Origin of the sequence: Bacillus sp. FSL R5-0286 (genome assembly GCF_038593245.1) — a bacterium.
GTDB classification, from domain to species: Bacteria; Bacillota; Bacilli; order Bacillales; family Bacillaceae; genus Bacillus; species Bacillus altitudinis.
The window spans coordinates 1,686,879-1,699,833 of sequence record NZ_CP151977.1 but is presented as its reverse complement, the minus strand read 5'-3'; the positions used below and the strand labels follow the sequence as shown (position 1 = coordinate 1,699,833).

12 protein-coding genes are annotated in these 12,955 nt (G+C 41.0%); all 12 read right to left on the bottom strand.

The window, feature by feature from the left end:
• Nucleotides 1–8: 8 nt before the first annotated feature.
• Nucleotides 9–269 carry a stage V sporulation protein SpoVS gene (gene spoVS / locus NST24_RS08565; RefSeq protein ID WP_003211281.1) on the bottom strand — a complete coding sequence of 87 codons (261 nt, stop codon included), beginning with the start codon at nucleotides 267–269 and terminating at the stop codon, nucleotides 9–11.
• A 202-nt stretch (nucleotides 270–471) separates the two neighbouring features.
• Nucleotides 472–1,266 carry a TIGR00282 family metallophosphoesterase gene (locus tag NST24_RS08560; protein ID WP_019744184.1) on the bottom strand — a complete coding sequence of 265 codons (795 nt, stop codon included), beginning with the start codon at nucleotides 1,264–1,266 and terminating at the stop codon, nucleotides 472–474.
• Nucleotides 1,267–1,355: 89 nt separating this feature from the next.
• The gene (gene rny, locus NST24_RS08555) at nucleotides 1,356–2,918 is read right to left on the bottom strand and encodes a ribonuclease Y (protein ID WP_003211958.1); all 1,563 of its coding nucleotides are present in this window, start codon (nucleotides 2,916–2,918) and stop codon (nucleotides 1,356–1,358) included.
• A 300-nt stretch (nucleotides 2,919–3,218) separates the two neighbouring features.
• Nucleotides 3,219–4,262, bottom strand: coding sequence for a recombinase RecA (recA, locus tag NST24_RS08550; protein ID WP_007499478.1), 1,044 nt, complete (start codon nucleotides 4,260–4,262; stop codon nucleotides 3,219–3,221).
• A gap of 177 nt (nucleotides 4,263–4,439) precedes the next feature.
• Nucleotides 4,440–5,690, bottom strand: a complete 1,251-nt coding sequence (locus NST24_RS08545; RefSeq protein ID WP_159159630.1) for a competence/damage-inducible protein A — start codon at nucleotides 5,688–5,690, stop codon at nucleotides 4,440–4,442.
• A gap of 16 nt (nucleotides 5,691–5,706) precedes the next feature.
• Nucleotides 5,707–6,288, bottom strand: coding sequence for a CDP-diacylglycerol--glycerol-3-phosphate 3-phosphatidyltransferase (gene pgsA / locus NST24_RS08540; RefSeq protein ID WP_008358030.1), 582 nt, complete (start codon nucleotides 6,286–6,288; stop codon nucleotides 5,707–5,709).
• 75 nt (nucleotides 6,289–6,363) lie between these two features.
• Nucleotides 6,364–7,275, bottom strand: coding sequence for a helix-turn-helix domain-containing protein (locus tag NST24_RS08535; RefSeq protein ID WP_342462541.1), 912 nt, complete (start codon nucleotides 7,273–7,275; stop codon nucleotides 6,364–6,366).
• Nucleotides 7,276–7,298: 23 nt separating this feature from the next.
• Nucleotides 7,299–8,090, bottom strand: coding sequence for a DUF3388 domain-containing protein (locus tag NST24_RS08530; protein WP_039166619.1), 792 nt, complete (start codon nucleotides 8,088–8,090; stop codon nucleotides 7,299–7,301).
• Between the two features lie 131 nt (nucleotides 8,091–8,221).
• A complete protein-coding gene (locus NST24_RS08525; protein WP_003211590.1) occupies nucleotides 8,222–8,479 on the bottom strand; it encodes a DUF3243 domain-containing protein in 258 nt (85 codons plus the stop codon).
• 72 nt (nucleotides 8,480–8,551) lie between these two features.
• Nucleotides 8,552–9,280 (bottom strand): SDR family oxidoreductase, encoded by a 729-nt coding sequence (locus tag NST24_RS08520; RefSeq protein WP_243825291.1) that lies wholly within the window; start codon nucleotides 9,278–9,280, stop codon nucleotides 8,552–8,554.
• A 29-nt stretch (nucleotides 9,281–9,309) separates the two neighbouring features.
• Entirely contained in the window at nucleotides 9,310–12,429 is a 3,120-nt protein-coding gene (locus NST24_RS08515; RefSeq protein ID WP_160757680.1) for an MMPL family transporter, read from the bottom strand.
• Nucleotides 12,407–12,883, bottom strand: coding sequence for a MarR family transcriptional regulator (locus NST24_RS08510; RefSeq protein WP_024720380.1), 477 nt, complete (start codon nucleotides 12,881–12,883; stop codon nucleotides 12,407–12,409). Before NST24_RS08510 ends, NST24_RS08515 begins: the two co-directional genes overlap by 23 nt.
• Between the last annotated feature and the right edge of the window lie 72 nt (nucleotides 12,884–12,955).

Here is a 12,955-nt window from a genome sequence, read left to right as displayed (position 1 = left end):
AATTAGAATTATCGTGGTTCAACAATCAGTTTGATTGCTGTTCTTTCTTCTCCATCGATAAGAATGTCAGTAAAGGCTGGAATGCATATCAAATCCACTCCGCTAGGCGCAACAAATCCCCTTGCAATGGCGACAGCCTTGACCGCCTGATTCAGTGCTCCAGCGCCGATAGCCTGTATTTCCGCTGCACCGCGTTCACGTAAAACGCCGGCTAATGCTCCTGCTACTGAATTTGGATTTGACTTTGCTGAAACTTTTAAAATTTCCATTTTTGCTCCCCCTTAAATTTACAATGGATAAGTGAGTGTTCATTAGAACAATCTTTGTTAGATGTTGCTATTTTTTTGAAAATCCATCCCCAAAATGTTTTTCAAAAATAGCAGGCTACCTACCATTTTTACTATATTCACGATAGAGGGCGCATATTCCTTCTTTCTGATTAATATTTTTCTGAAATAAATATGTGAATATTTATTCAAAGAAAATATGGTCATCATTTATCAAAATTCGATCAATTTTGACAGCTTTTTTCGACGGTTCGTCAATTTCTACGATCACTGCACTTAATGTCGTGCGGCCTTCTGCAATTTCAAAACGGACAGGGAGGCTCGTTTTAAATCGTTTAATAATCGTTTCCCGATCAACACCTAAAATACCGTCATAAGGACCAGTCATGCCAACATCCGAAATATAAGCAGTTCCTTTTGGCAAGACGCGGTTATCTGCTGTTTGAACATGTGTATGCGTTCCAACGACACATGATGCACGGCCGTCTGTATACCAGCCCATTGCTTGCTTTTCACTTGTGGCTTCACCATGAAAATCAATAAAAATAAACGGTGTACGTTTTGAAGCTTCTGCTATGAGCTCATCTACTTTTTGAAATGGGCAGTCAATCGGAGGTAAAAATGTGCGGCCTTGCAAGTTGATGACAGCTAGTTCTTTACCTTGTTTTTTAATAAAAGTAAGCCCTTTCCCTGGTGTACCTTGCGGGAAGTTTGCCGGACGAACAATATGGGGTGCATCATCGATGAAATCGAAAATGTCTCTTTTATCCCATGTATGGTTCCCCATCGTGAGCACATCAGCCCCAGCTTGAAGCAGCTCGTGATAGATTTTCTCTGTGAGTCCTTTCCCATGAGCCGCATTTTCTCCATTGACAATCGTAAAGTGTGGCTGATATTTTTTCTTTAGCTTTGGCAAGTATTCTTTCAGTGTATCTCTGCCAGGTGAACCAACGATATCTCCAACAAATAATATTTTCATACGTTTTGAACCCTTTCTCTTATAAAATGATCTTCTTATCAGTGTTGCATATTTACACAAAAAAATAAAGCGGCGCTAAGCGCACCGCTCTATTTTGCATACTCTACTGCGCGAGTTTCTCGAATAACTGTCACTTTAATGTGACCAGGGTAATCGAGCTCGTCCTCAATCCGCTTACGAATATCCCTTGCTAGACGGTGAGCTTCAAGATCATTAATTGAATCTGGCTTCACCATAATACGCACTTCACGTCCAGCTTGTATCGCAAACGATTTTTCAACACCTTCATAAGATTCAGAGATGTCTTCTAATTTCTCAAGTCTCCGAATGTAATTTTCAAGCGTCTCACTTCTTGCACCAGGGCGTGCTGCAGATAATGCATCGGCTGCCGCAACAAGAACAGCGATAATAGATGTCGGTTCTTGGTCACCATGGTGAGATGCAATACTGTTGATGACAACAGGATGCTCTTTATATTTCGTCGCAAGCTCAACGCCAATTTCCACGTGGCTTCCTTCTACTTCATGATCAATGGCTTTTCCAATGTCATGCAGAAGACCTGCTCGTTTTGCAAGCTTTGCATCTTCTCCAAGCTCTGAAGCCATGAGACCTGCAAGATGTGCAACCTCAATTGAATGCTTCAGGACATTTTGTCCATAACTTGTACGGAATTTTAAGCGACCGAGAATTTTGATGAGATCCGGATGCAAACCGTGAACTCCGACTTCAAATGTCGTTTGCTCACCCATCTCGCGGATATAATCATCGACTTCACGGCGTGATTTTTCCACCATTTCTTCAATTCGTGCAGGATGAATACGTCCATCCTGGACTAGCTTGTCCAGAGCTATCCTCGCTGTTTCACGTCTTATCGGATCAAAGCCCGATAAGATGACAGCTTCAGGTGTATCATCAATGATCAGGTCAATACCTGTTAACGTTTCTAACGTACGGATATTTCGTCCCTCACGTCCGATAATACGACCTTTCATCTCATCATTTGGAAGATTGACTACAGATACTGTTGTTTCAGCTACATGATCAGCTGCACAACGCTGTAACGCAAGTGAAAGAATGTTTTTCGCTTTTTTATCAGCCTCTTCTTTCGCCCGGTTTTCAGATTCTTTCGTCATGACTGCAATGTCGTGGGAAAGCTCATTTTCAACTTGATCCAGAATGATTTGTTTCGCTTCATCTCGAGTTAGACTAGAAATACGCTCCAACTCAGCTTTCTGCAAACGAATCATATCATCCACTTTGCTTTCCATCTCTTCAATATGTTGTTGTCGTTCATTCAGAGAATGATCTCTCTTCTCCAACAGGGACTCCCGTTTATCTAAAGATTCGTCCTTGCGATCAAGGTTTTCCTCTTTTTGAAGTAAACGGTTTTCTTGTCTTTGAAGCTCATTACGTCTTTCACGAACTTCTTGCTCCGCCTCTACACGAAACGAATGAATTTCATCTTTCGCTTCTAAGAGCGCTTCTTTCTTCAATGCTTCCGCATCACGCTTTGCATCCTCAACAATTTGTTCGGCCATGTTTCTTGCGCCGGATATTTTTGCTTCTGCAATGGTTTTACGAACAAAGTAGCCAACAACTAAACAGATTAGGCTCAGCAAAATGGAGATGATCGTAAACATCGTAGGCGACATATTTTCACCTCCTCTTGCTATGAACTTGGTTTTACAAATAAAGTGTCGGCATGTACATTGTTTTGTGTCTCAACATACAGGGCCTTCACAGGGAATGAGATCCTCACTGCCCTTGTCAAGTTTAAATTAGTTATCAATCATGTTAAGAAAAACAAGTGATACATTCCCATTGTAATTGTGTCGGAAATACTTGTCAAGCTAGTCAGACTAAGGCGTAAGTCGTTATTTCAAGCAAAGACAGAACTTTTGACCCGCTAGCTGTTATGTAATTGTAAAAAAAAGACGCTTTTCAGCGTCTTTTTAGTCATTCAATTCCAATTCTTCTTGTCCTTCTTCGTCAGTTGATTTCACTCCGTTTGTATCCAAACCATAGTGCTCCCTGATCTGCTCCTGAATCATAAGAAGAATGTCTTTATTCTCTTTTAGGAATTGCTTCGCATTTTCACGTCCTTGTCCAAGACGTTCCTCTTGATAAGAATACCAAGCCCCGCTCTTTTGTACGATATCTAGTTCGCTTCCAAGGTCGATGATTTCTCCCTCTTTCGAGATACCTTCACCGTACATAATGTCTACTTCGGCAATACGGAATGGCGGTGCCACTTTGTTTTTCACAACTTTAATTCTCGTTTTGTTCCCCATGATGTCGTTCCCTTGTTTCAACTGTTCAGCACGGCGTACTTCTAAACGAACAGATGAATAGAACTTAAGTGCACGTCCACCAGGCGTTGTTTCAGGATTACCAAACATAACCCCTACTTTTTCACGAATTTGGTTAATAAAGATCGCAATTGTTTTTGATTTGTTGATAGCACCAGATAGTTTACGAAGTGCTTGAGACATCAAACGTGCTTGAAGACCAACGTGTGAATCTCCCATGTCTCCTTCGATCTCTGCTTTTGGTACAAGAGCAGCTACTGAGTCAATGACAACAATATCAACTGCACCACTACGAACAAGTGCTTCTGCAATTTCAAGTGCTTGTTCTCCTGTATCCGGCTGAGAAAGTAACAACTCATCAATGTTGACACCTAATTTTTGAGCGTAAACTGGATCTAGCGCATGCTCCGCATCGATAAATGCAGCTTGTCCTCCCTGCTGCTGAACCTCAGCAATCGCATGAAGTGCTACTGTCGTTTTACCAGAACTCTCTGGACCATATACTTCAATAATACGGCCGCGAGGGTATCCACCTATTCCAAGCGCAGTATCAAGTGCTAACGAACCACTAGGTACTGTTGAAATACGTGTATCTGTTTGCTCTCCTAGTTTCATAATAGAGCCTTTACCAAACTGTTTTTCTATTTGTTTAAGAGCCATATCTAAGGCTGCTTGACGATCACTCATTCTATTGTTTCCTCCTTTATCAATTCCACTATCTATACTATACCTTGTTTTACGTCATTTGCCAAGAAAAAAACGAACACATATTCGATTTTTTCTTGGCAGATTATTTAAGAAAAGAGCTGTTTCTATTAGAAAAAACGCTCTTTTATAAAGGAGTAAACCTCATAAAAAACAAAATTAACTATCTTTTAATAATTTGATAAGGTGGTGCAAACCATATTTCACAGCACGCTTGCGAATGCCTGATCGACTGCCAGTAAACATCCATTCAAACACGTCTGTCTGGTCTTTTGTCGATAGCCCGATAAATACTTTTCCAACCGGCTGTCCTTCGTGTGGTTCAGGACCTGCCACACCTGTAAAGCTAATACCGATATCGCTTCCCGTCAGTTTTCTAACGCCTTCGGCGAGCTCTAACGCACACTCTTTGCTGACAGCACCATGAGAAGACAATGTTTCTTCACGACAGCCCAGCACTTGCTGCTTGACTTGATTTGTGTAACAAACCACACTGCCGTTTAAAATGGATGATGCCCCTTCGAGATCTGTCAGCCACTCTGAAAACATACCACCAGTCAGGCTTTCAGCCGCTGCTACTGTTTTCCCGTGTTCATGCAAGGCCTTTGAAGCTTCAAAGGCAAGAGATGTATTACCATATCCGTAGAAGTACTCGCCGACCCGTTCTAAAATTTGTGCTTCTGTTTCTTTTAACAGACGCTCTGTTTCTTTTTCATCCTCATGCTTGGCTGTCAGCCTTAGCGTCACTTCCCCGTCAGCTGCAAGCGGTGCAATCGTTGGATTGGTCTGTGCATCAATTAAATCTTCAAGATCTGTTTCCAGCTGAGATTCACCGATGCCAAAGAAACGCAAGACAACAGACACGATTTTTTCCTTTAGGCCGAGTTTTTCAGAAATAAGCGGCTTCGCTTCGTTTTCAAACATCGGGTGCAATTCACTTGGCGGTCCAGGGAGCAGAATGTAAAACGTATCTCCCTCTTGTATAAACATACCAGGTGCCATTCCGAAACGGTTTACGAGCACATCAGATCCCTCTAGAACGAGCGCCTGTTTACGGTTGTTCGGCGACATATCGCGTCCGGTTTTACGGAAGTATTCTTGAATAGACTCAAATGCTTCTTCATTTAGCACAAGCTCTTTACCGAGCGTACTCGCAATGGTTTCTTTTGTTAAATCGTCCTTCGTTGGTCCAAGACCACCTGAGAAGATAATAAAATTCGATCTTTCCTGTGCCACTTGAATGGCCCTTTTTAAACGCTCTGGATTGTCACCAACAGCTGTGTGGTAATAAACATTCACACCAATTTCAGCTAGTTGTTTGCTGATGAATTGTGCATTCGTATTCGTAATTTGCCCTAGCAAAAGTTCGGAACCGACTGCAATAATTTCTGCTTTTCTCTCTGACTTCAAAGCGTACACGTCCTTTTTAGTTAGAATTCTTTAAGGCTTCCCAGTTTTTCGCAAAGTAATCCCAGCCTGAGACAACAGTGAAGAACACCGCTACCCACATGGCAAGATCACCAAAAGGGAATGATACAAGTTCAAACGGCAGGTTATGCAAAAGAAGTGCCGAAATCGCAATGATTTGCGCCCACGTCTTCACTTTTCCAAGCATATTGGCTGCGACCACTTCACCGCCTCCAGCTAAGACAAGCCTTAGGCCCGTTACAGCAAATTCACGGCTAATGATCACAATTGCCATCCATGCCGGTGTGAGATTGTATTGAACAAGTATAATTAAAGCCGCTGAAACAAGCAATTTATCTGCAAGCGGATCTAAAAATTTACCAAAGTTTGTGACTAAATTGAGCTTACGTGCATAGTAACCATCAATCCAGTCGGTTGTCGAAGCGACAATAAACAAGATCGCTCCAACAAGGTGAGTGACTTCAATGCTGACGTCACCAAAGCGCGCAACACCCCAATCTAATGGAGCAAGCATAATGATCATAAAAACAGGGATCAAGGCGATCCTAGAAAGAGTTATTTTATTCGGTAAGTTAAACATGAATTTCAATCCTCCAATAATCCATTTTTTTATGTATATATAATAGTAGGAACAAAAGAAAAGTCATCTACTTGCTTAAGATGACTTTTCCTTTCCTTTATTCACAATCACAATGTTTTGTGTCATGGTGTTTTTAGGGTCTAATTCGTACTTCAGCGTTTCGTCATTGACTTTGATATCGATTCCTGTTGCATTTCCTAAGCGGATATCGACTTGGGAAAGATCAGTTAAGTCTGTTTTAAACGATTCGCCATCTTTCAATTCACCCATCTTCAGCACTTTTCCAGATTCGTCTCTCACACGAAGCCATGAAGCTTGTGAGGCAGAAATGGTTAGCTCCATCTCTTTTGCACCTGATACTTCATACGTTGTCGTAGAACCCTCTGTATCCGTCGCCTTCAAAGAAACATCTTCATCGTCTTTAGATGAATCCTTTGAGGAATCGTCTTTTTCAGATGATTTTTCTTGATCATCTGACGAAGCTTTATCCTTTTTCTTTTGATCCTTTGCAAGCGATGAATCCTCAGACACTTCGTATTTTGATTCTGATTGCTGAGGAGCCGCCTGATTATTTTTCTGTCCGCTATCATGATTAACCGCTTGAACGATCACATAAATGATAGCGATCACCACAAGGATCCCTCCAATGATTAAAATCGTCGGAAGCAGCTCCAGTACCTTTGAGGCAGGCTTTGGCAGCTCTCTTTGCGGTTTAATATTTGATAATTTATCAGACACTTCATCGTTATACGTACTTGGTACATCTTTACGAAACTCTTCGAACAATTGTTCAGGATTCAGTCCAACGGCTTCGGCATATTGTTTAATAAACGCTCTGACGTAAAATTTACCTGGAATGATATCATAGTTTCCTTGTTCTATTGCTAGCAAATAGCGCTTTTGGATTTTGGTAGCCGCCATCAGATCCTCCAGCGACATCCCTTTTTCCTCTCTGGCCTCAACGAGCCGTTTTCCCAATTCAGTCAAAACAAACACCTACCATTACCATATTAAAAATCGAAGCCAGAAAAACCAGAATGATCAAACACTTGTGGTTCTTCAGCGTGCTCGTATGTAATTTCTTCGTCTGCACTATTACGCAATTCAATGATGTAGTCGAAATCATCCATTGTATATTCTGAATTTTGAATAAAGATATCTGGATGCTCTACAACCTTTGTAGCAGGCAGTCTCATAATTTCTCTTAAAAGCTGCAAGTGCTTTTCAGAACCTCTTCTTGTCGACACAATCCCATCAATAATAAAGACGTTATCTGGGCTGTATTCATCTGCAATCAGCTGACTGCGAATGGTCTGTTTCAAAAGAGTCGACGATACAAACAGCCATCTCTTACTTGCACATACACTTGAAGCAACAATTGATTCTGTTTTTCCAACCCGCGGCATTCCGCGAATTCCAATCAATTTATGTCCTTCTTTTTTAAATAATTCAGCCATAAAATCAACAAGTAGACCAAGCTCGTCCCTTTCAAAACGGAACGTTTTTTTGTCATCCGCATCACGCTGAATGTATCTCCCATGACGAACAGCTAAACGGTCACGAAGTTTTGGCTGTCTTAGTTTCGTTACTTTTATCGTTTCCATTGTATTTAAAATTGATTCAAGGCGCTTAATTTGTTCTGTGTGGTCACAGCGAAGAAGCATGCCGCGTCTTGATACATCAACACCATTAATTGTCACAATATTAATTGAAAGCATCCCCATTAAAGAAGAAATGTCTCCTAAAAGTCCGGGACGGTTCACCTGTATCTCATATTCAAAATACCATTCGAGCTTTGCCAAATGATATTACCCCCTTCATTGTGGCAAATTTTTACCTTCCTTTATCATAAAGCATTTTCACATTTTTAGAAAGCACAATGTTGTGAAACAGTTAAAATAAAAAGAGAGGCACAAACGACCCCTCTTTTTGTTTAGTGCGAGCTATTATTTTCAACCAGTTTGACCATCATATTGGCAATTGCGCGCTGCTCATCTTCTGATGCGACGCTCCAAAGGTCAGCAAGTACTCTTTCTTGCTCATTCTTTGCTTCAACTTCATTAGCCAGGTATCCGCCAATTTCATACGCAAGGTTATTGATAGTATCATCTTTTAAGCCTTTATCCTGCGCATGATTTAAACGGTCTCCTAAAAAGTTTTTCCAATGGTCCCAGTTCTCAAGTACTGACATGTCGATTCCTCCATTCGAAAAGATGAATTACAGCCATAGCTTTTGTCATGGAGTGACGAATTATACACGTTTTTAACAGTACCAGCCGCCATTAACGGATAAAATTTGACCTGTCATATAACTTGACTGCTTGGAGGCGAGAAACCAAATGACATCGGCTATCTCTTCAGGTGCGGCAAGACGGCCGAGCGGAATCTCCTCTTCCATCATCGCAAGGTCTTCTTGTGTGAAGCTTTTCATCATATCAGTTTGAACAGCACCTGGTGAGACTGCATTTGCTCTAATTCCACTTGGGGCAAGCTCTTTGGCAAGCCCTTTAATGAAAGCATTTTGAGCACCCTTGACCATACTATACAGTACTTCACACGAGGCACCCGTTTCCCCCCATATCGAGCTAACTGCAATAATATGACCTGACTTTTTTTGGATCATGGCAGGCAAAATAGATTGGGTAAGCTCATAAGGACTTGTCACATGAAGCTGCACCATGCTGGCTAAAATTTCTTTTTCAGTATCTGTCACTAAACCAACATGACTCTTTCCGCTATTTAAAACAAGAATATCTGGATCAAGCGGCAGGCGGCTGACAAGCTCTGCTGCTCCGCCTGTTTTCGCTAAATCAGCTTGAACGACGTGCGTTTCTACTTGATATGTTTCTTTGAGATCAGCGGAAAGACGACTAGCCGCTTGTTCATTTTGATGATAATGGAGCATCAGATGGCAGCCTTCTTGGGCAAGCTTTTTGGCTGTCGCCTGCCCAATTCCGCCACTGGCACCAGTAATCAGTGCCCAACGACTCATACTTTGTTCCTACTTTCTTTATGGAATCCTTATTCTTTTCGTTTAAATGGGAACCAATTCGCTGATCCGAACAATTTGACCATCACAGGTACGAACAATGGTAGCACAACGAGTGCATACAATAAAAGCCCTGTGAGAACAAGTGTTGCAATCTGTAAGAGTGACAATACACCTGATGGCAGCATCGCTGCAAATGTTCCTGCCAAAATGACGGCAGCAGACATAATAACAGATCCCATATTTTTCATTGATTCAGTCATGGCAAACTGAATGTCTTTTGTTTTGTATTCATTGAAACGTTCCATTAAGAAAATCGAATAATCGACTCCAAGCGCCATTAAGATGACAAAGCCAAAGAATGGAACAGCCCAGTTGATGCCCGGATATCCGAAGAAATGGGTGAAAATAAATTCTGTTACACCAATGGCGGTAAAGTACGTTAAAATCAGCGATCCAACTAAGTAAAGCGGCATCACGAGAGAACGGAAGAGAATCACGAGTATTAAGAAAATACCGATCATCATGTAAAAAACCGTCTTATTGAAGTCTTGGTCTGACAGCTGTTTTAAATCAGCGTTCATACTTGATACACCAGATACGCCAAATGAAACATCTTTTAAGTTTGTTTCAGGAAGTGCACGTTTGACGGAAGCCTCTACTTGTTTAATCGTTTTCATGGCGTCGTTTCCATATGGATTGTCTTCTAAGATGACGTCAATCTTTGTCATCTTGCGGTCATCAGACATATAGGAATCGAACACTTGCTTGAAAGCTTTATTTTTCAGGACATCTTTTGGAATAAACCAACCGGCCATGTCTTGATCTGGTGCGTTTTTCAGTTCATCTAAGTAGTCTCCTGCACCCATTAAGCCGTTTGAAATTTTCTCAAGTCCGTCGACACTTTTGTTTAGACCATCTGTCAGCTTGGTCAGATCGTCACCAAAGCCGCCAATTTTTTCTTTCATTTGTTTTTGACCATTAATGATGTCGCCGGCTCCATTTGCAAGTTTAGGCATACTATCAGCTAGCTGTCCTTGGCCTTTAGACGTTTGATCTAGCCCGTTCTCAATAGCTTCTAAGCCAGCAATCAGCTCATCAATTTGATTTGTAAACACTTTTTGCTGCTCTGAAGCTTTTGCGATAAAAGCATCTGCTGCTTCAAGCTGTTTTTTTGCTTCTTTTGCTTGTTTTGCATAGCTGTCAGCCTGTTTGGCTCCTTCTTGCAAGGTAGTAGAAAGTTCCTTATATGAAGCTTTGATGGCTTGATATGATTGGTTTTCTTTCACTTGCGGAATTTGCTGCTCAAGTGTACTGAACTGTTTATTCGCTTGACTGATCAAAGCTTTCACATCCGCTGCGGCAGAGGATGACGTATCGACTTGTGCCAATGCTGCTTTTAATTCTTTGGAAATGCTTTTATACAGTGCCACTTGCTGATTCACTTGTGCGACTTGATCTGTTAATTCCTTTTTCGCACCCTTTATTCTTTCTTTAATTTCAGAAACACCTTTTTTGTTTTGATCAATTCCGTTTTGCAGTTCTCTCATCGATTTTTCGACGTTTTGAATACCTGATTTTACGGATTCGGTTCCAGAAATCAATTTGTTAATGCCTTTTCCAGATGATTTAATTTGTGGTGTTTGATCCTCGATGGATTTACTCATGGTTGTAAGAGCATCTTGGATCTTTTTCAACCCTTCGTTACTTTTATCAAGCCCGCTATTTAGCTCTTTGGCTTGAGATTTCACGTACAGATCATTCAGTCCTTTTCCAACAGGGCGTGTCGCACTTCTTACTTTACTCACGCCATCTGTTTGTTCAATGGCGCGGCTTAGTTTTTCAACAGCAATCAGACCTTCGTTATTGTCTAAAAGATCGGATGATTTCACGACAACGGTTGCTGGAAGGGCTTCACCTGGTCCAAATTTGTCAGAGATCGTATTAAATGCATTGACGGATTCGTATTTATTGCCGATTTCGTCTAGGTTGTTATATGAAAGTGTTCCTTTATACATAAGAATCGCTGGAAGGGTAATAATTGCAACGATTAGCAAGCTGAGAAGTGGTTTCTTAAATGAAAAACGACCGGCTGTTTCCCACATTTTCGATTGCGGGTGGGCAATATCGCCTTTGATCGGCCAAAATAACACTTTTCCTAAAACCGCCATAAAGAATGGAACGACAGTGAGCAGTGCCACAATTAACACGGCGACACCAACCGCCACGGCGACAGCTGATTTATACAGTTGGAATTGGGCTAAACCGATACACGTAAAACCAATGAGGACAGCAATTCCGCTGAATAAAACGGTTTTACCTGCCGTCTTATATGTTGTAATAATCGCCTCAATCTTATCTTTTCCGTGAGATAGTTCTTCTTTAAACCGGCTTAGCAACAGGATGCAGTAGTCGGTTCCAATCCCAAACATGATGGCGACCATAAAAATTTGGGTAAAGGTCGAGAGCGGAAAATCAACATACTTTACTAGGTAAGCCACAATGGATTGGCTGACCAAATAGGAAAGCGCCACGGCCACTAAAGGAACGAACGGTGCCACTGCGGATCTAAAGACAAGCACAAGAACAATTAAAATAAACCCAATTGTAATGAATTCCGTTTTTTTCAGACCTTCTTGTGAGCTTGTGATGACATCATCGTCGATTAGCGGCTGCCCTGTCATTTCAAATTTCAGGTTCAGGCTCTTAAGCTTTTCATTGACTCTTTCTTTAAAATCGGATGCTTTGATTTTGTTCGAGTCGTATGTAACTGGAACAAGAAGTGTTGTTTGATCTTTAGAGAGCATCTGTTTTTTAATATCTTTGTTTGCATCAAAATAAGAAGTGATGTCTTCCACATGGAGATCTTGATCCTTTTCTAAAATCTCCATCGCTTTCTTTAAAGAGGCTTCTCTTTCTTTGACGATATCCTTTCCTTGAAAGACAATGACGATCGATTTTTCCGTATCCCCATTTTCAGACATGTTTTTTAATAATTGATCGGCGTAGGAAGAGGGATAACCATCTGGAACAGAAATCTGCCCTTTTTCTTTTGTTAATTGCGCCATATTAGGGGCGGTGATTAATAATACAGCCGCTAGTACGACCCAAAGGATCGTGATCAGCCATCTACCCTTTATGATTGCTCTCATTACTATGTTGTGCCTCCTCTTCGATGATAATTTGATAAATCTTTTCATATGTTTGAATAAATGATTCGATTTCTTTTTCATCAAACTTTTCTAAATATGACCGAACAAGGTCCTGAAGCTGCTTTTCCATTCGGCTGACCACTTCTTTTCCTTCGGGTGTCACATAAAGATGAACGTTTCTTCGATCAGCTTGATCATGCTCTCGATAAATATAATCTTTATTAAAAAGACGATTGGTCATGGATGTCACAGCACTTTTGTTGACATTACATTCGATGGCAAGGTCTGTTGATGTACATCCTGGGTGTAAATTGATGTATCGAAGCGAGTAATATTGATCAAGTGTCAGTTCTTTATCGAGCTTTTCCGTGATCATACTCGATACTTTTTTCTCCATCATGAGATAGACGTCCGCATATCTCTGGATGAGCTGGGCAATTTTATTTTGTACCATATGCTGCTCCTTTAGTTTGATTGTTTAACTATTAAAGAGTTTAACTAATTACCGAAACAATTGTCAATCAAT

What these genes read in the sequence shown, in the direction of transcription:
- spoVS (WP_003211281.1), bottom strand. Translation starts at nt 269, where the DNA reads ATGGAAATTTTAAAAGTTTCAGCAAAGTCAAATCCAAATTCAGTAGCA.
- NST24_RS08560 (WP_019744184.1), bottom strand. Translation starts at nt 1,266, where the DNA reads ATGAAAATATTATTTGTTGGAGATATCGTTGGTTCACCTGGCAGAGAT.
- rny (WP_003211958.1), bottom strand. Translation starts at nt 2,918, where the DNA reads ATGTCGCCTACGATGTTTACGATCATCTCCATTTTGCTGAGCCTAATC.
- recA (WP_007499478.1), bottom strand. Translation starts at nt 4,262, where the DNA reads ATGAGTGATCGTCAAGCAGCCTTAGATATGGCTCTTAAACAAATAGAA.
- pgsA (WP_008358030.1), bottom strand. Translation starts at nt 6,288, where the DNA reads ATGTTTAACTTACCGAATAAAATAACTCTTTCTAGGATCGCCTTGATC.
- NST24_RS08525 (WP_003211590.1), bottom strand. Translation starts at nt 8,479, where the DNA reads ATGTCAGTACTTGAGAACTGGGACCATTGGAAAAACTTTTTAGGAGAC.
- NST24_RS08520 (WP_243825291.1), bottom strand. Translation starts at nt 9,280, where the DNA reads ATGAGTCGTTGGGCACTGATTACTGGTGCCAGTGGCGGAATTGGGCAG.
- NST24_RS08515 (WP_160757680.1), bottom strand. Translation starts at nt 12,429, where the DNA reads ATGAGAGCAATCATAAAGGGTAGATGGCTGATCACGATCCTTTGGGTC.
- NST24_RS08510 (WP_024720380.1), bottom strand. Translation starts at nt 12,883, where the DNA reads ATGGTACAAAATAAAATTGCCCAGCTCATCCAGAGATATGCGGACGTC.